This is a genomic window from Azospirillum formosense (genome assembly GCF_013340925.1).
GTDB classification, from domain to species: domain Bacteria; phylum Pseudomonadota; class Alphaproteobacteria; order Azospirillales; family Azospirillaceae; genus Azospirillum; species Azospirillum formosense.
In genome coordinates this window covers 1-20,400 of sequence record NZ_WHOR01000088.1, presented here as the reverse complement: position 1 = coordinate 20,400, position 20,400 = coordinate 1, and the positions used below count along the sequence as shown (strand labels likewise).

Here is a 20,400-nt window from a genome sequence, read left to right as displayed (position 1 = left end):
GAAATCATATCCTTCCACTCCCGGAAGGGGAGGGGAGTATGCGCGCGCCTCCCTTCGCGCGAATCCGAGAGGGGAGGGGGGCGCAAAACGAAAATGCCCTCCCCGGAAGGGGAGGGCAGGGGCAAACCCGATGTTCGAGGCGGGTCTCAGGCGACGGCGAGCCGCTCGGTCGCGTGCCAGACGGCGCCCGGCAGCGCCGTGCTCGGCGGGGTTTCGTAGCACCAGGCGCTGGCGTCGGCGAACAGGGCGCGCAGCAGTTGGTTGTTCAGGGCGTGGCCGGACCGGACGCCGTGGAAGTGACCGACGAACATCGCGCCGGCCAGATAGAGGTCGCCGACCGCGTCCAGGATCTTGTGGCGCACGAATTCGTCGTCGAAGCGCAGGCCGCCTTCGTTCATCACCTCGTCGCCGGAGATGACCACCGCGTTGTCCAGCGAGCCGCCGCGGGCGAGGCCCATCTTGCGCAGCCCCTCGACCTCGTGCAGGAAGCCGAAGGTGCGGGCGGCGCTGATCTCGTCGCGGAAGGTCTCGGCGTCCAGTTCCATCTCGTGGCTCTGCTGGGCGATGGCCTTGCTGGCGAAGTCGATCTCGAAGCTGAAACCCGTCGTGTGGTCCGGCGTGAAGGTGGCGCTCTTGTTGCCCTCGGTCACGGTGACCGGCTTCAGGATGCGGATGGCCCGGCGCGGCGCGTTCTGCGACACGGTGCCGATCCGCTCGATGGCCTCCACGAAGGGGGCGGCGCTGCCGTCCATGATCGGCACCTCGATGTTGTCCAGCGCGACCACGGCGTTGTCCACGCCGCAGCCGGCCAGCGCCGACATCAGATGCTCGATGGTGCCGATGGTCGTGCCATGGGCGTTGCCGATGACCGTGCACAGCTTGGTGTCGACCACATGGTCCCAGCGCGCCGGGATCACCGCGGCGGGGCCGCTGAGATCGGTGCGCCGGAAGACGATGCCGGTGTTCGGCTCGGCCGGGGAAATCGTCAGGGTAACCGTCGCGCCCGTATGCAGCCCGACGCCCGAGCAACGCACCGGCTTCGCCAGGGTACGTTGCAGCATGCCTTCGGTCTTGATGCGATTCTGAGCCACGGTGTCTGTCCCGTTCCAATCTTGGTCTTTGCGGTCCCTTGGCGACTTGCCACCGGTCTCCCTCGGGAGTGGGGCGGGTCAGCGCTTATGACCGCATATGCTAGGTATCATTGGCCCCTGTGGAGGACAAATCACTCTTTGTTACCGTTTGTTGCAGGGCGGTAGACCGCCGTCGCCGGACGCGAAACCGGGGTCCCCCAGACACGAAAAGACCGCCCCCGGAGCGTTCTTGCGAAGCTCTGGAGGCGGCTGAAGTCTAACAGGTTGTGGATACCCACCGATGCCGCTTCGAAAGAGGCGGCGGCGACCGGCGGGTTGCTGTTGCCCTCAGATCAATTGGGCCAGCCTCTGTGACGCGTCAGTTGGCCTGACGGCGCAGGAAGGCGGGGATGTCCAGCGCTTCCTCGTCGATCTTCTGGGTGGTGCCGTCGCCCATCGCCTGCGGACGCGGGGCCTGGGCCATCGGCGGCTGCGGGGCGGCCATCGGCGGCTGCGGCATCACCGGCTGCTGGTGCTGCGGCTGGTGCTGCTGCGGCTGATGTTGCGGCTGCGGGGCCGGTTCGGCCTTGCGTCCGGCCAGACCGGTGACCAGGCCGAACAGGAAGTTCGGCTTGCGGGCCGGCGGCTCCGCCTGGGCGGCGGCGGCGAGCTGGCTCGACATCGGCGGGGCGTTCATCGGCTGGCGCGGGCCGGGATCAGCGGCCTTCGGGGCGATGAAGTGGCCGTCGCGGCGCTCGCTGTGCAGCGGCCCGGTGGCGACGTTGCGGGCCGAAGCGGTCTCGACCGGCTGCATGGCGTCATGGCTCATCGGCATGTGCGGGTGGGGCGCATGCTGCGGAGCGTGCTGAACCATCGGCTCGATCGGCTGCTGGACCGGCTGCTGGACCGGAACGTGCTGCTGGAACTCCGACGGATGAACCGGCGGCTGAACCTGGGGCTGGGCGACCCCGCCCATCGGGCGCGGAACCAGGCCGGCGCCGGGGATCGCCGGAGCGACCTGCCCGGAGGGGGCGAGCGGCGCCGGAGCGGCCTGGGTCAGGCCGGCCGCGCCGGCGGGCTTCTTGGCGCCGCCATTGCCGCCGTTGCGGTCGGAAACCAGCGACAGGTTGACCGGGTGCAGGGTGCGCGGGTTGGACATGGCCGCGGCGTCGATGCCGGTGGCGACCACGGACACGCGCATCACGCCGTCCAGCGAGCTGTCGAAGGTCGAGCCGAAGATGATGTTGGCGTCCGGATCGACCTCGTCGCGGACGCGGTTCGCCGCCTCGTCCACCTCGAACAGGGTCATGTCGTAGCCGCCGGTGATGTTGATGAGGACGCCGCGGGCACCCTTCATCGACACATCGTCGAGCAGCGGGTTGGAGATGGCGGCCTCGGCGGCCTCGATGGCGCGGCGCTCGCCGCCGGCCTCGCCGGTGCCCATCATCGCCTTGCCCATCTCGGTCATCACCGAGCGGATGTCGGCGAAGTCCAGGTTGATGAGGCCGGGCATCACCATCAGGTCGGTCACGCCGCGCACGCCGGAATGCAGAACGTCGTCGGCCATCTTGAAGGCGTCCGCGAAGGTCGTCTTCTCGTTGGCGATGCGGAACAGGTTCTGGTTCGGGATGATGATCAGCGTGTCGACATACTGCTGCAGCTCGGCGATGCCCGATTCGGCCAGCCGCATGCGGTGCGCGCCTTCGAAGTGGAAGGGCTTGGTCACCACGCCGACGGTCAGCAGGCCGCGCTCGCGGGCGGCGCGGGCGATGACCGGGGCCGCACCCGTGCCGGTGCCGCCGCCCATGCCGGCGGTGATGAACACCATGTTGGCGCCTTCGAGGTGACCGATGATCTCCTCGAGCTGCTCCTCGGCGGAGGCCCGGCCGACGTCCGGCTTGGAGCCGGCGCCCAGGCCGCGGGTCATGGTGGTGCCGAGCTGGACGCGCTTCTCGCAGAGCGAGCCCTTGAGGGCCTGCGCGTCGGTGTTGCCGACCACGAAGTCCACGCCTTCGAGGTTGGACTTGATCATGTTGTTCACGGCGTTGCCGCCGGCGCCGCCGACACCGAAGACGGTGATGCGGGGCTTCAGCTCGGGTTCGATGCTGGGGATGGTCACGTTGATCATGTTATGGCCTCCACAACCTTTTGATTGGTTCGATGCTTTGCGTCGCGGGTTCTTTGCCCGGTTGGGTCCGGGTGATGTTTTTAGGCAGGAATGCGGTGATGCGGCGGGAGCCTTTTTGGGGCCGGGAACCATGTCCGGTGGGTCATAGGTTCTCCCGCAGCCACAGGCCGACGCGCCCGAAGAACCCCGTGCCGGCGCCAGCCTCATGGCCCGCCACGGGAAGTTCCGCCGGATTGCGCACGGCGTGGAGAAGGAGGCCCGCGGCGGTCGAGTAGGACGGACCGCCTTGCGCCTCGTTCAGACCGGTGATCCGCGTCGGTCGCCCGATGCGGACCTGTTTGTCCAGGATCAGCTGCGCCAGTTCGCGCATGCCCGGCAACTGGCTGGCGCCGCCCGTCAGGACGACGCGCCGGCCGACCAGCTTCGCGTAGCCGGAATGCTCCAGCCGCGAGCGGACATGCTCGAAGATCTCCTCCAGCCGGGGCTGGATGATGCGCACCAGATAGGATTTCGGCAGGTTGTTGGCGCCGAGGCGCTCCTCCTCGCCGACCTGGGGGACGTCGATCATCTCGCGCTCGTCGGCGGGGCTGGTGATGGCGCTGCCGTGCAGCGTCTTCATGCGCTCCGCATGGACGACCGGCGTGGTCAGCCCGCGCGCGATGTCGTTGGTGACGTGGTTGCCGCCCAGCCGGATGCAGTCCGACCAGACCAGCGTGCCCTCGGAGAAGACCGAGATCGTCGTGGTGCCGCCGCCCATGTCGATGCAGGCGGAGCCCATCTCCATCTCGTCGTCGACCAGACAGGCGAGGCCGGACGCGTAGGGGCTGGCGACCAGACCCTCGATGTCGAGGTGGCAGCGCGCCACGCAGGTCTGCAGGTTGCGCACGGCCCCGGCGGGCGAGGTGATGACGTGGGCCTGGACGCCCAGCCGCTCGCCGTACATGCCCTTGGGGTCGCGGATGCCGCGGCTGCCGTCCAGCGCGAAGCCGACGGGGATCGCGTGGACCAGCGCCTGGTCCGGGCCGACCTGCAGGCTGCGGGCGTGGGCCAGCGCGCGGCGGACGTCGCTCTCCGTCACCTCCTGGCCGGAGACGGGGACCTCGGCGTTGAAGCCGTGGGAGATCGGGGAGGACACGTTGACGATCACGTCGCGGATCGTCTCGTTGGCCATCTGCTCGGCGGCGTGGACGGCGGCGCCGATGGAGGTTTCCGCCGCCTCCATGTCGATGATGGCGCCGGCGCGCACGCCCGTGGCGATCTGGTGGCCGATCCCCACGATGCGCACGGCCCCCGCATCCTCGACGCGGGCGATGAGGCAGCACACCTTGGTCGAGCCGACGTCCAGCGCGGCGATGATTCCGCCGCGCGTGGCTCGTTTTGGCTTTTTCGCCCCGTTGAAGCCCATGTTCAGCACAACCCTATGGCCTCGATGCGTCCGGTCGTTCGCGTTTCAGGAAGAGGGGGTCAGAAAGAGGGGTGACGGTGGATCACGTCTTCTTGCCCGGCTTCTTCTTGTTTTCCTCCTCCGTCCAGGGCAGGACGGCGGTGGCGGAGGTCTGCAGCACGGCGCGGTCGTTCTGGCGCAGGTCGATGGCCACGATGTCGCGGTCCAGCACCTGACCCGTTGCGTCCATCTCCGCCAACTGGCGCAGCGCGGCCTGCATGCGGGCTTCCGGCAGTTTCACCACGACACTGTTCTTCAGCTTGAGATCCCAGCGGCGGTCGCCGACCCAGGAGGCGGCGCTCACCTTTTCGCGCAGAGCCGGCACGTTGTCGAGGGCCGCGAGCAGCTTCGGCACCTGCATCGGCGCGTTGGCGCCGACGACCTGCGGCAGCGTCTCGATCCGCCGGTTGCCGCGCCGCGCCAGCTCGGTCGCGTCGGCCAGCGGGCGGCCTTCGCGGTCGATGACGGTGAACTTGCGGTCGTGCTGCCAGATCGCCATCGGCTCCCGTTCCGTCAGGCGGACGAACAGGATGCCGGGCAGGTGCCGCTCGATCGAGGCCGAGGCGACCCAGGGCAGGCTTTCCAGCTTCTCCTTGGCGTCGGACAGCGTGACGGCGAGGATCGGGTCGCCGCGCTGCACGCCGAGCACGCGCAGGATGGACGCCGGGTCGGTCTCGGTCCGGCCCTCGACCAGCACGTCGGCGATGGCGAAGCCGGCGGACGCGCTGGTCTGGATCAGACTTTCCTGAAGCGCCGCGGTGGTCTCGGCGAAGGTGCCGCGCTGCCACGCCGACGCGGCCATGCCGGCGACGACCAGGACCGGCGTCAGCAGGATGGCCGCCTTGACCGCGGGACGGGTCCAGCGCGGCCAGGCGCGGCGGCGGTTGCCTTTCTGCGCCGACTTCGCCATGGCGCGCGGCGGCACGGGCATGTCGTTGCGGCCCCGGTTCGCAGAGCCCCCGAAGCCGGCGCGGAACTGCGGATCGATGCTCAGTCGAGTTGGCATGCGGCGTTCTCCACCATCCAAGCGACAAGTGCCCCGTAGGAGAGCCCCACGGCAGCGGCCTGTTCGGGAACCAGCGACAGCGGCGTCATGCCCGGCTGGTTGTTGATTTCCAGGAAAAAGAGTCCGTCGGTCCCACTTTTACGATCATCCCAGCGGAAGTCGCTGCGCGAAACGCCGCGGCATCCCAGGGTCCGGTGGGCCAGGACCGCCAACCTCTTGGCTTCTTCCGCGACGTGCTCGGGAATCTGCGCGGGCACAGTATGAACGGCATGACCGGCGCTGTATTTAGCCGTGTAGTCATACACCTGTGCTTCGAAGCGGATCTCCGTCACGGTCAGGGGGCGGCACTCGCCGTCCAGCCCGCCCATGACGCCCACGGTCAGTTCGCGGCCCGGGATGAACTCCTCGACCAGGGCGCGCTCGCCGAAGGTCCAGGCGTCGCCGACCGGGCTGTTCTGCCCCTCGCGCACCAGCGTGACCCCGACGGTCGAACCCTCGTCCACCGGCTTGACGATGTAGGGGGCGGGCATCGGGTGGGCGCCGCCGGTCAGCTCGCCCTTGGTCAGGACGAGGCCCTTGGGCGAGCGCACGCCGACCGGGGCGAGCAGCGCCTTGGTCATCGCCTTGTCCATGGCGACCGCGGCGGCGCGCACGCCGGAATGGGTGTAGGGGATGCCGAGGAACTCCAGCACGCCCTGGATGGTCCCGTCCTCGCCGCCGCGCCCGTGCAGGGCGTTGAACACCGCGTCGGGGCGCGGGTCGGTCAGCGCGCGCAGCAACCCCTCCAGGTCGCGCTGCACGTCCACCGCGGTGACGCGGTAGCCTTCCTCCTCCAGCGCCTTGGCGACGCCGGCGCCGCTGACCAGCGACACCTCGCGCTCCGCCGACCAGCCGCCCATCAGGACGGCGACATGCTTCTTGTGGGGGGTGGTCATGCGGACGCTCCTTCGCGGGCCACGCCGACCCGCTTGATTTCCCACTCCAGCGTGACGCCGGAGGTCTCGAACACCCGGCGCCGGACTTCCTCGCCCAGCGCCTCCAGCTCTGCCGCGGTGGCGGTGCCCTGGTTGATGAGGAAGTTGCAGTGCTTCTCCGACACCTGCGCGCCGCCGACGGTCAGCCCGCGGCAGCCGGCCCGGTCGATCAGCTCCCACGCCTTGTGTCCGGGCGGGTTCTTGAAGGTGGAGCCGCCGGTGCGCGAGCGGACCGGCTGGGTGTCGGCGCGCTTGCCGGAAATCTCCGCCATGCGCTGGGCGATCTCCGCCGGGTCGCCGGCCGCGCCGCGCAGGGTGGCGCCGGTGAAGATCACGTCCTCCGGCACCCCGGCGTGGCGGTAGGTGAAGCCCATGCCGGCGTTGTCGTAGGACACGCGCTCGCCCCGGCGGGTCACGCCCTGGGCGGAGACCAGCACGTCCTTGATCTCGTGGCCGTAGGCGCCGCCGTTCATGCGCAGCGCGCCGCCGATGGTGCCGGGGATGCCCGACAGGAACTCCAGCCCGGCGACGCCGGCGTCGCGCGCCACGGCGGCGACGTTCAGGTCGAGCGCCGCGGCGCCGGCCTCCAGCGTCAGCCCGTCCGCCGCGATGCCGGCGAAGCCGCGGCCCAGCCGGATCACCACGCCGGGGATGCCGCCGTCGCGGATCAGCAGGTTGGAGGCGACGCCGAGCACCGTCACCGGCACGTCGTCCGGCAGCCCGGCCAGAAAGCCGGCCAGATCGTCGGCGTCCTCCGGCCGGAACATGACCTCCGCCGGACCGCCGACGCGGAACCACGTCACGTTGGCCAGCGGCGCGTCGGCGGTCAGCCGTCCGCGGCAGGCGGGCATCCGGTCGATCAGGGAGGCGGTGGCGGCTGTCATCGGAGAACCCGTCACGCCTTGCCCGACAGCTTGTCCAGCTCGCCCGGCAGGGCGTTGGCCCACTGGGTGATGTTGCCCGCACCCAGGCAGACCACGAGGTCGCCGGACCGCGCGATCTCGCGGACCAGCTGCGGCAGCTCGTCCGGGCCGTGCAGGGCGAGCACCTGACGGTGACCGTGCATGCGCAGGCCCTCGACGAGGCTGTCGCGGTTGACGTTCTCGATCGGCTGCTCACCGGCGGCGTAGACGTCCGCCACGATCACCGCGTCGGCGTCGTTGAAGCAGGTGCAGAATTCCTCGAACAGGTTGGCGAGGCGCGAATAGCGGTGCGGCTGGACGACGGCGATGGTGCGGCCGGTGCCGGCGGTGCGCGCGGCCTTCAGCACGGCGGCGATCTCCACCGGGTGGTGGCCGTAATCGTCGATGACGGTGATGCCGTTCGACTCGCCGGTCTTGGTGAAGCGGCGCTTGACGCCCTGGAACTTCGCCATGCTGTCGCGCATCACCACGTCGGGCAGGCCCATCTCGTTGCCCACGGCGAAGCAGGCCAGCGAGTTCTGAACGTTGTGCGGCCCGTACATCGGCAGGCGGACGCCGATGATGGTCCGGCTCTCCCCGGTGTGGCGGTCGTCGATCACCACGTCGTACTCGGCGCCCTCGGTGCCCAGCCGCATGTTCACGGCGCGCACGTCGGCCTGCGGGCTGAAGCCGTAGGTGATGATGCGGCGGTCCGACACGCGCGGGATCATCGCCTGCACCTCCGGATGGTCGATGCAGAGCGCCGCGAAGCCGTAGAAGGGGATGTTCTGGACGAAGCTGTCGAAGGCGGCCCGCATGTTGTCGAAGGTGCCGTAATAGTCCAGATGCTCCGGGTCCATGTTGGTGACCACGGCGATGCAGGCCGGCAGCTTGATGAAGGTGCCGTCGCTCTCGTCCGCCTCGACGACCATCCAGTCGCCGGAGCCCAGCCGCGTGTTGGTGCCGTAGGCGTTGATGATGCCGCCGTTGATCACCGTGGGGTCGAGGTTGGCGTGCTCCAGCATGTTGCCGACCATCGAGGTGGTCGTGGTCTTGCCGTGGGTGCCGCCGATGGCGATGGCCCACTTCAGGCGCATCAGCTCGCCCAGCATCTCGGCGCGGCGGACGACCGGGACCAGGGCGGCGCGGGCGGCGACGACCTCCGGGTTGTCGCGCTTGACGGCGGAGGAGACGACGACGACCGCGGCCCCGGCGATGTTCTCCGCGCGGTGGCCGATGCTGATCTGGATGCCCAGCCCGCGCAGGCGCTTGACGTTGGCGCTCTCCGCCAGGTCGGAGCCCTGGACGGTGTAGCCGAGGTTGCGCAGCACTTCGGCGATGCCGCTCATGCCGATGCCGCCGATGCCGACGAAATGGATGGTGCCGATCGAGAGGGGGAGGGCGCGCATGTCTGGATTACTTTCCGCGGCGGAGCATCAGGCTGAGGGTGGCATCCACGGCCATGTCGGACAGGCCGTAGGGAAGGGGCTGGGAACCGATCGTGACGTGCAGCCGGTCGCGCAGGAAGCCGGCGCCGGCGCGCGGCAGAAGCGGACAGTCGGGCCGGTTGCCCCAGGCGCCTTCGGTCCGCGTCATGGCCGCCGGCCAATCTCCCAGGGGCCGGGACAAGGGGGGCCGGGACGAGCGGGGGCGTGCGATGGTGCTGCGCGTTGCCTTGATCATTCCGCGGCTTCCTTGGTTCGGGCGTGGTTGGGGTTGGCGATCATGTCGAGCACGGCGTCGGCCAGCCGACGGGCGGCGTCGGCCATGCCCCAGCCGTGGGCGGCCTGCGCCGCGCTGGTCAGCGCGTCCGGCGACTCCAGAAGCGCCGTCAGGCGGGCGGCGAGCGCGTCGGCGGTGAAGTCCGGCTGCGCCATCAGCCAGGCGGCTCCGGCGGCGGCGAGCTGCCGCGCGTTGGCCGTCTGGTGGTCGTCCATGGCATGGGGATATGGCACAAGAATGGCGGGACGCCCGATGCAGGTCAGTTCGGCGATGGTCGAGGCGCCGGCCCGCGTGATGGCGAGATGGCAGGCGGCCAGCCGGTCCGGCACGTCGCGGAAGAAGCTCTCCAGTTCCAGCCCGCCGAGGCCCATGCCGGCGTAAGAGCGGCGCGCGGCCTCCAGATCCTCGGGCCGGCACTGCTGCGCCAGATGGATGCGGGCGCGCAGGTCGGCGGGCAGGCGGCCGAGCGCTTCGGGGATGACCTCGGAGAAGACGCGGGCGCCCTGGCTGCCGCCCATCACCAGGATGCGGACGGGGCCGCCGGGCGTGGGAACGGCGTAGGCGGCGTCGCGCTTGGCGGCGATCGCCGGGCGGACCGGGTTGCCGGTGCGGACGAGGCGCGGGCGATGCTCCTCCTTCACCGAGGCGACCTCGGGGAAGGCGACGGCGATGCGGCGCGCGGCGGCGGCGAGCATCCGGTTGGCCCGGCCCAGCACGGCGTTCTGCTCGTGCAGCATCACCGGCACGCGCGCTTGCGCGGCGGCGTAGACCGTGGGGACGGAAGGGTAGCCGCCGAAGCCGACGACGGCCGCCGGCTTCAGATGGCGCATCAGCGCGTTGGCGCCGAGCAGGCCGAGGCCCATCTGCCACGCCGCGTTCATCTTGGCCAGCAGGTTCCCGCCGGGGGCGGCGGAGCGGATGCGGTGGACCGTCACCTCCGGCAGGCTGTCGCCGAAGGCCTGGCCGCGCTTGTCGGTGACCAGCGCCACCGCCTCGCCGCGGGCCAGCAGCTCGCGCGCCAGCGCTTCCGCCGGGAAGAAGTGTCCTCCGGTGCCGCCGGCGGCCAGGATGATGGGGCGTTGCGTGATGTCGGCCATGCGCGTCACTCCGCCGGGCCGAAGCGCTTGCGGGTCAGCGCCAGCACCATGCCCATGCCGAAGCCCAGCGCCAGAAGCGAGGAGCCGCCGTAGGAGATGAAGGGCAGCGTCATGCCCTTGGTCGGCATCAGATGCAGGGCGGAGCCCATGTTGATCGCCGCCTGGAGGCCGAACTGGATCAGCAGGCCGCTCGCCGCCAGCAGCACGAAGTAGTTGGTGTCGTTGAACACCCGCGCGAAGCCGCGCAGCACGATGAAGGCGAACAGCAGGATGATGATTAGGCAGAAGATCAGCCCCATCTCTTCGCCGGCGACGGCGAAGATGAAGTCGGCGTGGCTGTCCGGCAGCGAATACTTCACCGTTCCCTGGCCGGGGCCGGTGCCCATCAGCCCGCCGTTGGCGAAGGCCTCCAGCGAGCGGCTGACCTGATAGGTGTCGCCACTCGACGGGTCGAGGAAGCGGTTGATGCGGCTGTGGACGTGCGGCAGCGTGAAGTAGGCGGCGACGAGGCCGGCGACGCCCAGCACGCCCATCCCGGCGACCAGCATGATGTTCAGCCCGGCCAGGAAGAACTGCGAGAACCACACCGCCGACACCACCACCGTCATGCCCAGGTCGGGCTGGAGCAGCAGGCCGCCGACGGTGACGCCGTAGAGGAGGATGGACAGGGCCTGACCGGGAAAGCCCGGGTTGGTGCGCTTCAGCGAGAACAGCCACGCCGCGACCACCGCGAAGGCCGGCTTCACGAACTCCGACGGCTGGATCGACAGGCCGGGGACGTGGATCCAGCGCCGCGCGCCCTTGATCTCGACGCCGACGACCAGCGTCGCATAGACCAGCGCCACCGAAATCAGGAAGACCGCCAGCGCCGCCCGCCGCACGCCGCGCGGGCTGAGCAGCGAGACGCCGCACATGATGGCGACGCTGGGGATCAGCATCATCAGGTGGCGTTCGACGAAGTAGAAGGTGTCCTGGATGCCGATGCGCTCCGCCACCGGCGGGCTGGCCGCGGTGATCAGGACCGTGCCGAGCGCCATCAGCACCGCCAGCGCGGCGAGCTGCCAGCGGTCGACCGTCCACCACCAGCGGCCGAAGATGGATTGATCGGTGCGGTCGAAGGTCATCATCAGGCGCGGTCTCCCGGAACGGCGTTGCCTTCGAGGCGGTTCACGGCATCGGCGAAGGCCTTGCCGCGCTTCTCGAAATTCGCGAACTGGTCCCAGGAGGCGCAGGCCGGCGACAGCAGAACGCAGGCGCCTGGCAGCGCCTCGGCCAGCGCCAGCTCCGCCGCGGCGTTGACCGCCACGTCCAGCGTGCCGCAGCGGGTGTGCGGGACCTTGTTGGCCTCCAGCCACGCCGCGAAGCGGTCCGACGCCTCGCCGATCAGGAAGGCATGGCGGACGCGCGGCGCGTAGGTCTCCAGCCCGTCGAGTCCGGTCTCCTTCGCCTGTCCGCCGAGGATCCAGTAGATCGGGTCGAAGGTCGCCAGCGCCTTCTCCGTCGCGTCGGCGTTGGTCGCCTTGCTGTCGTTGACGAAGCGCACGCCGTCGATGGTCCGCACCAGCTGCTGGCGATGGGCGAGGCCGGGGAAGGTGGTCACGGCGGCGACGATGGCCGGGGTCGGCACGCCCGCCGCCTTGCAGGCCGCGAAGGCCGCGGCGGCGTTCTGCCAGTTGTGGGTGCCGAGCAGCGCCGGGAAGGCGGCCAGCTCGGCCACGCGCTCCGCGGCGCCGAAGGTGTCGTCGACCAGCCAGCCGTCCGCGGCGTAGACTCCGCCGGGCACCGGGCCCAGGGCGGAGACCGGCCAGATCACCTGATCGCCCTTGGCCTTCAGATCCTCCCAGATCGCCCGGCAGGTCGGGTCGTCCACGCCGATCACCGCGGTGCGCGGCTTGGTCTGGCGGTGGAAGATCAGCTTCTTCGCCGCGACGTAGCCGTCCATGCCGCCGTGCCGGGCCAGATGGTCCGGCGTGATGTTGAGCAGCACCGCCACATCGAAGGTGATCGAGTAGGTCAGCTCGAGCTGGTAGCTCGACATCTCCAGCACGTAGCTGCCGCCGGCCCCGACGGAGGGGAAGGTGAGCGCCGGGGTGCCCAGGTTGCCGCCGACCGCGATGCGCCGTCCGGCGGCCTCCATCACATGGCCGATCAGGGTCGTGGTGGTGGACTTCCCGTTGGTGCCGGTGATGCCGATGTAGGCCGAATCGCGCTCCGACCGGGCCAGCAGCTCGATGTCGCAGACCAGCTCGATGTTCGCGGCGCGGGCGCGCAGGGCCACCGGGTGGGGCTTCGGATGGGTGTGTGGGATGCCGGGCGACCAGACGATGGTGGTCAACTCGGTCAGGTCCGCCGTGGTCAGGTCGACGACCTTGTAGCCCTTGCTCAGCGCGTCCGCGCGGCTGGACTCGTTGTCGTCCCACACCCACACGTCGGCGCCGCTCTGGGTCAGCGCCTCCGCCGTGGCGAGGCCCGACTTGCCCAGCCCCATGACCGCCACCGGCAGTCCTTCCATGTAGAACAGGTTGATCATCGGGCGGCGACCCTTACCGGAGCTTCAGCGTGGACAGGCCGACCAGGGCCAGGATGGAGGCGATGATCCAGAAGCGGATGACCACGGTGGACTCCGCCCATCCCTTCTTCTCGAAGTGATGGTGCAGAGGCGCCATGCGGAACACCCGCTTTCCGGTCAGCTTGAACGAGGCGACCTGGACGATCACCGACACGGTCTCCAGCACGAACAGGCCGCCGATGATCGCCAGCACGATCTCGTGCTTGGTGACCACGCTGACGGCTCCCAGCGCGCCGCCGAGGGCCAGCGAGCCGGTGTCGCCCATGAAGACCATGGCGGGGGGCGCGTTGTACCAGAGGAAACCGATCCCCGCACCGACCAGAGCCCCGCAGAAAACGGCAAGCTCACCAGCACCGGGCACATGGTGGATCTGGAGATAGTTGGCGAAGATCGCGTTGCCGGTCAGATAGGCGATCAGGCCGAAGCAGCCCGCCGCGATCATCGTCGGCACGATGGCCAGCCCGTCCAGCCCGTCCGTCAGGTTCACCGCGTTCGACGCGCCGACCATGACGAAGGCGCCCACGGGGATGAAGAACCAGGAGAGCTGGATCAGGAAGTCCTTGACGAAGGGCACGGCCAGACCGCCGGACAGCGGCGGCGCCGACACATACATGATGGCGGCGGCGGCGGAGACGCCGATGATGATCTCCCAGGTCAGGCGGAAGCGGCCCGACAGGCCCTTGGTGTTGCGCTTGGTCAGCTTCAGGTAGTCGTCGCCGAAGCCGATCAGCCCGTAGCCGATCGTCACCAGCAGCACGATCCAGGTGTAGGCGTTGGTCAGGTCGACCCACAGCAGCGTGCTGATCGACACGGCGATCAGGATCATCAGGCCGCCCATGGTGGGCGTGCCCTTCTTCTTCGCATGGCTTTCCGGCCCGTCGGAGCGGATCGGCTGACCCTCGCCCTGCTTGCGTTTCAGCCACGCGATCAGGCGTGGAAAGAACACGAAGCTGATGACGAGCGCCGTCAGCACCGCGCCTCCCGTCCGGAAGGTCAGATACCGGAACAGGTTGAACGGCGTGAAGACGTCCGCCAGAGGGAAGAGCAGGTTGTAGAGCATCGTGAAGCGGTCAGCCTTTGTGCCCGTGCGTCGCGGTCTGATCCGTGTCAGCCGCGGGCAAGGAGCCGTTGTTGTTCTTGTCGGTTTGCTTGTCGAGAGCGGACAGGGCGTCCACCACCGTCGCCATGCGGCTGCCCAGCGACCCCTTGATCAGCACCACATCGCCGCCGCGCACCGCACCGGCCAGGAGGGGGGCCAGCTCGGCGCTGGTCTCCATCCAGGCGCCGCGCATGGCGGCGGGCAGGCGGTCGAACAGGGCGCGCATGTGCGGGCCGCAGGCATAGACCGCGTCCACATGCGCGGCGCGCAGCGGTTCGGCCAGCGCGGCGTGCAGGGCGTCGGCGCGGTCGCCGAGCTCCCGCATGTCGCCCAGCACGGCGAGGCGCCGGCCTCCGGCGCCGGGGTCGGTCTTGCCGAGCACCGCGAAGGTCGCGGCCATGGCGGCGGGGCTGGCGTTGTAGCTCTCGTCGATCAGGGTGAAGGCGCCCCGGGCGGCCTGGACGCGCTTGCGCGTGCCGCGGCCCTTGACCGGCTCGATGGTGGACAGGGCGCGGGCCGCCGCGGCGACGTCGGCGCCCAGCGCTTTGACCGCCAGCAGCACGGCGAGGCTGTTCATCACCCAATGCCGGCCCGGCAGCGCCAGGCAGTATTGGACGCGCTCACCCCGGATGATCGCGGTCACGGCGCTGCAGGTGGCGTGCAGCGAGCACTCCACCAGACGCGCGTCGGCGTCGGCGTGGGCGCCGAAGCTCCAGATGCGGCTCAGCCCCTGGGTGCGCGCGGCGGCGAGCAGCCGCCCGAAATGCGGGTTGTCGCGGTTGAGGACGGCAACCCCGTTGGGGTTCATGCCCTCGAAGATCTCGGCCTTGGCGTCGGCGATCGCCTCGACGGAGTCGAAGAACTCCAGATGCGCCGCCTCGACCGTGGTGATGACCGCGACGTCGGGCATCACCTGCCGCGACAGCGGGCCAAGCTCCCCGGCGTGGTTCATGCCCAGCTCGAACACGGCGAACTCGCTGTCCTCCGGCATGCGGGCCAGCGACAGGGGCACGCCCCAATGGTTGTTCAGGCTGCCTTCGGTGGCGAAGGTGCGGCCCTGCGCCGACAGGACGTGGCGCAGGGCCTCCTTGGTGCTGGTCTTGCCGACCGAGCCGGTGACGCCCACCACCCTGGCCTGGGTGCGCAGCCGCGCGACGTGGCCGAGATCGCCCAGCGCCGCCAGCGTGTCCTGCTCCACCGCCAGAAGGGAGGCGTCGCCCGGCACGCCCGGCGGAACGGTGCTGACCAGCGCCGCGGCGGCGCCGGCCTCCAGCGCCTTGGCGACGAAGTCGTGCCCGTCGAAGTTCGGCCCCTTGATGGCGACGAACAGGTCGCCCGGCGCCACCTTGCGGCTGTCGATGCTGACCCCGGTCGCCGCCCAGGCACGCGTCGCCTGACCGCTGGTGGCGGCGGCGGCGTCCTCGGCGGTCCACAGGATGGTCTTGGCCTCGCTCATGCTGCTCCAACCTCTGCCACGGCGGCTCGTGCCTCGGTCGCGTCGTCGAAGGGAAGGACCTCCGTCCCGACGATCTGACCATGCTCATGTCCCTTGCCGGCGATGACCAGGACGTCACCGGGCCGAAGGCTGCGGACGGCGGCGCGGATGGCCTCGCGCCGGTCGCCGATCTCCTCCAGTGCCGGGTGGCCCGCCAGGACCTCCTTGCGGATGGCCGCCGGCACCTCGGTGCGCGGGTTGTCGTCGGTGACGATGGCGCGGTCGGCCAGACGGCCGGCCAGCTCCCCCATCACCGGCCGCTTCCCGCGGTCGCGGTCGCCGCCGCACCCGAACACCGCGATCAGGCGGTTCCGGGCGTGCTGCTTCAGCGCCAGCAGCACCGTTTCCAGCGCGTCGGGCGTGTGGGCGAAATCGACATAGACCGCCGCCCCGCAGGGGTGGGTGGCAACGTGCTGCAGGCGTCCCGGCACGCCTTCCAGGCGGGTCAGGGTGGCCAGAGCCTCGTCACGGTCCGCGCCGGAGCCGATCACCAGGCCGAGCGCGCACAGCACGTTCCACGCCTGGAAGCGGCCCGCCAGCGGCAGGTCCACGGTGATGTCGCGGCCCAGGACCGTCAGGTCCAGACGCTGGCCGTGGGCCAGCGGCTCGACCCCGTTCACCCGGATCTCGCGACCGGCCAGACCGTATCCGAAGACGCGGTGACCGCGCTGTGAACAAATCCCGGCAAGCTCGGCGAAGGTGCCGCTGTCGGCGTTCAGGACGGCGGTTCCCCCATCGGGCAACACCCGTCCGAACAGCATCGCCTTGGCCTGGAGGTAGGCCTCCATCGTGCCGTGGTAATCCAGATGGTCGCGGGTCAGGTTGGTGAAGCCCGCGGCCTTGAGGGTCACGCCGTCGAGACGGAACTGCTCCAGCCCGTGGCTGGACGCCTCCATCGCCAGATGGTCGATTCCCTTGTCCTTTACGGCGGCGAGGTCGCGGTGAAGCGACACCGGGTCCGGCGTGGTCATCCCGCCGTAATCGTCCAGCCCCGGCCCGATCAGCCCCAGCGTGCCCAGGCTGGCCGCCTTCAGGCCCATCAGGTCCCACATCTGGCGGGCGAACTGCACGGTGGAGGTCTTGCCGTTGGTCCCCGTCACGGCGACCACGGTGTCCGGCTGCCGCCCGTGGAAGGCGGCGGCGAGGCGCGCGAAGAGGCGGCGCGGCTGCTCGTCCGTGACCAGAATCGCGGCGCTGCCGGCGGGCAGGGCGGTCCCGACGGGCGCCACCACCGCGACGGCGCCCTTGGCGAGCGCGTCGGCGATGAAGGCGCGACCGTCCGCCTTCGCACCCGGCAGGGCGGCAAAGACGAAACCGGGCCTGACCGCGCGGCTGTCCGCGGTCAACCCGGTCACATCGACGGCGGGTGCCTCGGTGGCGGACGTCGCGTCAGCGCGGCTTGTTGCCAGCAGGTGGGACAGAAGCAACGGTGCTGCCTTTCGGTTGCGCGGGCGGAGGCGGCGGTGCGGGCGGGGTCGTCTGACCGGCGGTGTTGATGTAGGTGGCGTTGATGACCTCGGGGGAAGCCTCGTCCACCGGCTGGACGCCCAGCAGCGGGCCGATCTGCTTCACGATGCGGCCGACCGCGGGGGCGGCGACCCAGCCGCCGGTGGCGAAGCCGTAGGTCTTCTTGGTGCCCTTCGGCTCGTCCACCAGGACATAGACGATGTAGCGGGGGTCATGCATCGGGAAGGCGCCGAGGAACGACGACATGCGGGAGTTCCGGGCGTAGCTCCGGCCCTTCTGCTTTTCCGCCGTGCCGGTCTTGCCGCCGACGACGTAGCCCTTGGCGTTGGCCGACTTCGCCGTGCCGTCGGTGACCACGAAGCGGAACAGGCGGCGCATCATCGCCGAGGTCTTCGGGCTGATGACTTGCTCGCCCGGAATCTCGACCGCGGGGTCGCGCTTCAGCAGGGTCGGCGGGTGCAGCACGCCGCCGTTGATGATCGAGGCGGCGGCGTTGACCGTGTGCATCGGGCTGACCGACATGCCGTGGCCGAAGGAGATGGTCATGGTGTTGACCTCCCGCCACGGATTCGGCACCAGCGGCCAGCCGTTCTCCGGCAGTTCCAGCGAGGTCGGGCGGGTCATGCCCAGCTTGGTCAGGAAGGACTTCTGGTGCTGCACGCCCAAAGACATGGCCATGCGCACCGACCCGAGGTTCGACGATTCCTGGAACACCTCGGCCACCGTCAGGTTGTGGCGGAAGGGGTGGTATTCGCGGATCGTGAAACGGCCAACCTTGATGTTGTTGATCGTATCGAAGGTGTCGGAGACGCGGATCTTGCCCGAATCCAGCGACATCGCCGTGTTGAAGATCTTGAAAGTGGAGCCCATTTCGTACACGCCGAGCGTCGCGCGGTTGAACAGCGTGTCCGGGTCAAGTCCCGTGGGGTTGTGCGGGTCGAAATCGGGCAGCGAGACCATCGACATGACTTCGCCGTTGCGGACATCGTAGATGATGCCGGTGGCGCCGATGGCGCTGAACTCTTCGATCGTCGTCTGCAATTCCTTCTTCATGATGTGCTGAAGGCGCAGGTCGATCGACAGTTGCAGCGGCTTCGGGTCGGTGGTCAGCCGCTTGTTGAACTGCTGCTCCAGCCCGGCGAGGCCGTTGTTGTCCACGCCGGTGAAGCCGACCAGATGCGAGGTCAGGTTGGAGGCCGGGTAGAAGCGGCGCTCCTCCCGTTCGAAATAGACGCCGGGCAGGCCGAGCCGGAACACCGCCGCCTGCTGCTTGGGCGTCAGGTTGCGCTTGATCCAGACGAACCGCTTGTCGCCGCTGAGCTTGGTCAGCAGGTCCTTGTAGTCCAGCTCCGGCAGGGCGGTGGTCAGCTTGCGCGCCACCTCGTCCGGCCGGCTGATCAGCTTCGGGTCGGCGTAGAGCGACTGCGTGGCGAGCGAGGTCGCCAGCAGGTTGCCGTTGCGGTCCACGATGTCGGCGCGGTTGACCGGCGGGGCGTCGACCTCCGCGGCCATGCGCGGGCGCGGTTCCGCCGCGTGGTTGAACAGCGTCGCGTCCACCAGCTTCACGCCGATGGCGGAGAAGACCACGGCGACCATGGCCGCGGTCACCATCAACCGGTTCCGGCTCTGCTCCAACGCGACCGACAGCGTCGTCCGCGGCTTGGAAGCCGGGGGCGGGACGCTGTAGGCGCCGTGCGCGGGATCGATGCCGGGCGGCGGAACGCTCATCGGTTGGCTCCGAGACGGGCGACGAGAAGACCGATGCTGTCATGCTGGGCCGGGGCGGCCGCGGGGGCGGCCTGGGCCTGCTGCGGCTGCGGACGGGCCGCGGGCGGCGGCGCCAGCGTCCGCGCGGTGACCGGCGGCTTGGTGGCGACCTCCGTCGGCCTTGTGGTCACCGCGGGCGCCGGGGCCGACTTGGCGGCGGAAGGGAGCGGCGGGACCTTGGCCGAGGCGGGCACGATGGCCGAGGGCTTGATCGGGGCCGGCTTGATCGGCGAGGCCGAGGCCGGAATGATCACGCCGCCCTGAACGCCGCCCTGAACAATGGCGCCGCCGCCCACGACGCTGTCCCCGGTGGAGGCCGTCGCCACGTTCGGCGCCTTGCCCGGCGTCTGGTTGCGGACCATCGGCGGCAGCGGGGCCTCCTCCGGCGCGACGGTGGGGGAGGGGCGCATCGGCACGATGTTCATCGCCACGAACTGCCGTGCCTCGGTCGGCTGCAGCGCCAGATGCTCGCGCGACAGAGTCTCGAGACGGGTCGGGTCGTTCAGGAAGCTCCACTCGGCCTTGAGAACCTGGATGGCCTCCTGCTCCACCATGATCTTGCGGTTGAGCGAGCCCAGCTTTTCCTCCAGCTCCTGAACCTCGTAGCTGGTCTCGAACAGGACGAAGCCGGCGGCGGCGATCAGGCCACCCCAGAAAAGTGCGGATTTGTATTTCATGCCGCCTCCTTGCCGGGCGCCGGGTAAGCCGGCGCCGCCGTGCGTTCAGCCGCGCGCAGCCGGGCAGAGCGCGCGCGTGGGTTGCTGTGGGCTTCCTGGTCCGTCGGCACGATGGGCTTGCGCGACAGGGGCCGGAGGGATGGGGAACGCGGGTCCGCCGCAAGGCTCGGCGCGTGGCGGGACGGGGAGGGCGGGGGCGAGGAGCGTTCCTTCAGGAACGTCTTCACTTCCCGGTCCTCCAGCGAATGGAAGGAGACGACGGCGAGACGGCCGCCGGGCTTCAGCAGCGATTCGGCGGCGGCGAGGCCGCGGCGCAGCTCGCCCAGCTCGTCGTTCACATGGATGCGCAGCGCCTGGAAGGTGCGGGTCGCCGGGTCGATGGCGTCGCCCTTCCCCTTCGGCACCACCGACCGTACCACGTCGGCCAGCTGCTTGGTGCGCGCGAACGGGGTGTCCAGACGCGCGGCGACGATGGCGCGGGCCACGCGGCGGGCCATGCGCTCCTCGCCGTAATGGAAGACGATGTCGGCCAGCTCGGCTTCGGTGGCGGTGTTCACCACATCGGCGGCGGTCGGCCCATCGCGTCCCATCCGCATGTCGAGCGGGCCGTCGAATCGGAAGGAGAAGCCGCGCTCCGGCTCGTCGATCTGCGGGGAGGAGACGCCGATGTCCAGCGCCACGCCGTCCACCGATTCGACGCCGTGCTCGGCGAGCAGCCGGTCCATGTCGCCGAATCGGCCTTCGACAATCTCCAGCCGGCCCGGATAGGCGAGGGCGAGCTTACGGCCGCGTTCGATGGCTTCGGGATCGCGGTCGATTCCCCAGACGCGGCAGTCGGCGCGGTCGAGAATCGCGCGGGCATAGCCGCCGGCGCCGAAGGTGCCGTCCACATAGACGCCGCCGTCGCGCGGGGAGAGCGCGTCCACGACCTCGTTCAGCAGGACGGAAATGTGGGGGGAGGCCGGGACGGCGGCGTCTATGTG

17 protein-coding genes are annotated in these 20,400 nt (G+C 69.9%); all 17 read right to left on the bottom strand.

Annotated elements, in window-relative coordinates:
* Nucleotides 1-146: 146 nt before the first annotated feature.
* The 17 genes from lpxC to rsmH all read right to left on the bottom strand — a co-directional run bounded on the left by lpxC (nucleotide 147) and on the right by rsmH (nucleotide 20,397).
* Nucleotides 147-1,091 carry a UDP-3-O-acyl-N-acetylglucosamine deacetylase gene (gene lpxC, locus GBZ26_RS13580; RefSeq protein WP_174439291.1) on the bottom strand — a complete coding sequence of 315 codons (945 nt, stop codon included), beginning with the start codon at nucleotides 1,089-1,091 and terminating at the stop codon, nucleotides 147-149.
* A gap of 358 nt (nucleotides 1,092-1,449) precedes the next feature.
* On the bottom strand, nucleotides 1,450-3,198 hold the full coding sequence (gene ftsZ, locus GBZ26_RS13575) for a cell division protein FtsZ (protein ID WP_174439290.1): 1,749 nt from the start codon (nucleotides 3,196-3,198) through the stop codon (nucleotides 1,450-1,452).
* Between the two features lie 142 nt (nucleotides 3,199-3,340).
* Nucleotides 3,341-4,603, bottom strand: a complete 1,263-nt coding sequence (gene ftsA / locus GBZ26_RS13570; RefSeq protein WP_038530575.1) for a cell division protein FtsA — start codon at nucleotides 4,601-4,603, stop codon at nucleotides 3,341-3,343.
* 82 nt (nucleotides 4,604-4,685) lie between these two features.
* A complete protein-coding gene (locus GBZ26_RS13565; RefSeq protein WP_174439289.1) occupies nucleotides 4,686-5,648 on the bottom strand; it encodes a cell division protein FtsQ/DivIB in 963 nt (320 codons plus the stop codon).
* Complete coding sequence (locus tag GBZ26_RS13560) at nucleotides 5,633-6,583, bottom strand: D-alanine--D-alanine ligase (RefSeq protein ID WP_137139126.1); 951 nt, start codon at nucleotides 6,581-6,583, stop codon at nucleotides 5,633-5,635. Before GBZ26_RS13560 ends, GBZ26_RS13565 begins: the two co-directional genes overlap by 16 nt.
* Entirely contained in the window at nucleotides 6,580-7,506 is a 927-nt protein-coding gene (gene murB, locus GBZ26_RS13555; protein WP_174439288.1) for a UDP-N-acetylmuramate dehydrogenase, read from the bottom strand. Before murB ends, GBZ26_RS13560 begins: the two co-directional genes overlap by 4 nt.
* 11 nt (nucleotides 7,507-7,517) lie before the next feature.
* Entirely contained in the window at nucleotides 7,518-8,933 is a 1,416-nt protein-coding gene (murC, locus tag GBZ26_RS13550; protein WP_014241223.1) for a UDP-N-acetylmuramate--L-alanine ligase, read from the bottom strand.
* 7 nt (nucleotides 8,934-8,940) lie between these two features.
* Nucleotides 8,941-9,120, bottom strand: coding sequence for a hypothetical protein (locus tag GBZ26_RS13545; protein WP_244439316.1), 180 nt, complete (start codon nucleotides 9,118-9,120; stop codon nucleotides 8,941-8,943).
* A gap of 83 nt (nucleotides 9,121-9,203) precedes the next feature.
* Nucleotides 9,204-10,343 (bottom strand): undecaprenyldiphospho-muramoylpentapeptide beta-N-acetylglucosaminyltransferase, encoded by a 1,140-nt coding sequence (murG, locus tag GBZ26_RS13540; protein ID WP_174439286.1) that lies wholly within the window; start codon nucleotides 10,341-10,343, stop codon nucleotides 9,204-9,206.
* Nucleotides 10,344-10,348: 5 nt separating this feature from the next.
* Entirely contained in the window at nucleotides 10,349-11,470 is a 1,122-nt protein-coding gene (gene ftsW, locus GBZ26_RS13535) for a putative lipid II flippase FtsW (protein ID WP_174439285.1), read from the bottom strand.
* Nucleotides 11,470-12,873, bottom strand: coding sequence for a UDP-N-acetylmuramoyl-L-alanine--D-glutamate ligase (murD, locus tag GBZ26_RS13530; protein ID WP_174439284.1), 1,404 nt, complete (start codon nucleotides 12,871-12,873; stop codon nucleotides 11,470-11,472). The genes ftsW and murD overlap by 1 nt, the downstream gene beginning before the upstream one ends.
* A gap of 13 nt (nucleotides 12,874-12,886) precedes the next feature.
* Nucleotides 12,887-13,972 (bottom strand): phospho-N-acetylmuramoyl-pentapeptide-transferase, encoded by a 1,086-nt coding sequence (gene mraY / locus GBZ26_RS13525; protein ID WP_035675379.1) that lies wholly within the window; start codon nucleotides 13,970-13,972, stop codon nucleotides 12,887-12,889.
* A gap of 10 nt (nucleotides 13,973-13,982) precedes the next feature.
* The gene (locus GBZ26_RS13520) at nucleotides 13,983-15,467 is read right to left on the bottom strand and encodes a UDP-N-acetylmuramoylalanyl-D-glutamyl-2,6-diaminopimelate--D-alanyl-D-alanine ligase (protein WP_174439283.1); all 1,485 of its coding nucleotides are present in this window, start codon (nucleotides 15,465-15,467) and stop codon (nucleotides 13,983-13,985) included.
* Nucleotides 15,464-16,915: a UDP-N-acetylmuramoyl-L-alanyl-D-glutamate--2,6-diaminopimelate ligase gene (locus GBZ26_RS13515; RefSeq protein WP_174439293.1), complete on the bottom strand. Its 1,452-nt coding sequence runs from the start codon at nucleotides 16,913-16,915 to the stop codon at nucleotides 15,464-15,466. Before GBZ26_RS13515 ends, GBZ26_RS13520 begins: the two co-directional genes overlap by 4 nt.
* Nucleotides 16,896-18,701: a peptidoglycan D,D-transpeptidase FtsI family protein gene (locus GBZ26_RS13510; protein ID WP_174439282.1), complete on the bottom strand. Its 1,806-nt coding sequence runs from the start codon at nucleotides 18,699-18,701 to the stop codon at nucleotides 16,896-16,898. Before GBZ26_RS13510 ends, GBZ26_RS13515 begins: the two co-directional genes overlap by 20 nt.
* A complete protein-coding gene (gene ftsL / locus GBZ26_RS13505; RefSeq protein WP_174439281.1) occupies nucleotides 18,698-19,417 on the bottom strand; it encodes a cell division protein FtsL in 720 nt (239 codons plus the stop codon). Before ftsL ends, GBZ26_RS13510 begins: the two co-directional genes overlap by 4 nt.
* Nucleotides 19,414-20,397: a 16S rRNA (cytosine(1402)-N(4))-methyltransferase RsmH gene (gene rsmH / locus GBZ26_RS13500; protein WP_174439292.1), complete on the bottom strand. Its 984-nt coding sequence runs from the start codon at nucleotides 20,395-20,397 to the stop codon at nucleotides 19,414-19,416. Before rsmH ends, ftsL begins: the two co-directional genes overlap by 4 nt.
* Between the last annotated feature and the right edge of the window lie 3 nt (nucleotides 20,398-20,400).

What these genes read in the sequence shown, in the direction of transcription:
- ftsZ (WP_174439290.1), bottom strand. Translation starts at nt 3,198, where the DNA reads ATGATCAACGTGACCATCCCCAGCATCGAACCCGAGCTGAAGCCCCGC.
- ftsA (WP_038530575.1), bottom strand. Translation starts at nt 4,603, where the DNA reads ATGGGCTTCAACGGGGCGAAAAAGCCAAAACGAGCCACGCGCGGCGGA.
- GBZ26_RS13565 (WP_174439289.1), bottom strand. Translation starts at nt 5,648, where the DNA reads ATGCCAACTCGACTGAGCATCGATCCGCAGTTCCGCGCCGGCTTCGGG.
- GBZ26_RS13560 (WP_137139126.1), bottom strand. Translation starts at nt 6,583, where the DNA reads ATGACCACCCCCCACAAGAAGCATGTCGCCGTCCTGATGGGCGGCTGG.
- murB (WP_174439288.1), bottom strand. Translation starts at nt 7,506, where the DNA reads ATGACAGCCGCCACCGCCTCCCTGATCGACCGGATGCCCGCCTGCCGC.
- murC (WP_014241223.1), bottom strand. Translation starts at nt 8,933, where the DNA reads ATGCGCGCCCTCCCCCTCTCGATCGGCACCATCCATTTCGTCGGCATC.
- GBZ26_RS13545 (WP_244439316.1), bottom strand. Translation starts at nt 9,120, where the DNA reads ATGACGCGGACCGAAGGCGCCTGGGGCAACCGGCCCGACTGTCCGCTT.
- murG (WP_174439286.1), bottom strand. Translation starts at nt 10,343, where the DNA reads ATGGCCGACATCACGCAACGCCCCATCATCCTGGCCGCCGGCGGCACC.
- ftsW (WP_174439285.1), bottom strand. Translation starts at nt 11,470, where the DNA reads ATGATGACCTTCGACCGCACCGATCAATCCATCTTCGGCCGCTGGTGG.
- murD (WP_174439284.1), bottom strand. Translation starts at nt 12,873, where the DNA reads ATGATCAACCTGTTCTACATGGAAGGACTGCCGGTGGCGGTCATGGGG.
- mraY (WP_035675379.1), bottom strand. Translation starts at nt 13,972, where the DNA reads ATGCTCTACAACCTGCTCTTCCCTCTGGCGGACGTCTTCACGCCGTTC.
- GBZ26_RS13520 (WP_174439283.1), bottom strand. Translation starts at nt 15,467, where the DNA reads ATGAGCGAGGCCAAGACCATCCTGTGGACCGCCGAGGACGCCGCCGCC.
- GBZ26_RS13510 (WP_174439282.1), bottom strand. Translation starts at nt 18,701, where the DNA reads ATGAGCGTTCCGCCGCCCGGCATCGATCCCGCGCACGGCGCCTACAGC.
- ftsL (WP_174439281.1), bottom strand. Translation starts at nt 19,417, where the DNA reads ATGAAATACAAATCCGCACTTTTCTGGGGTGGCCTGATCGCCGCCGCC.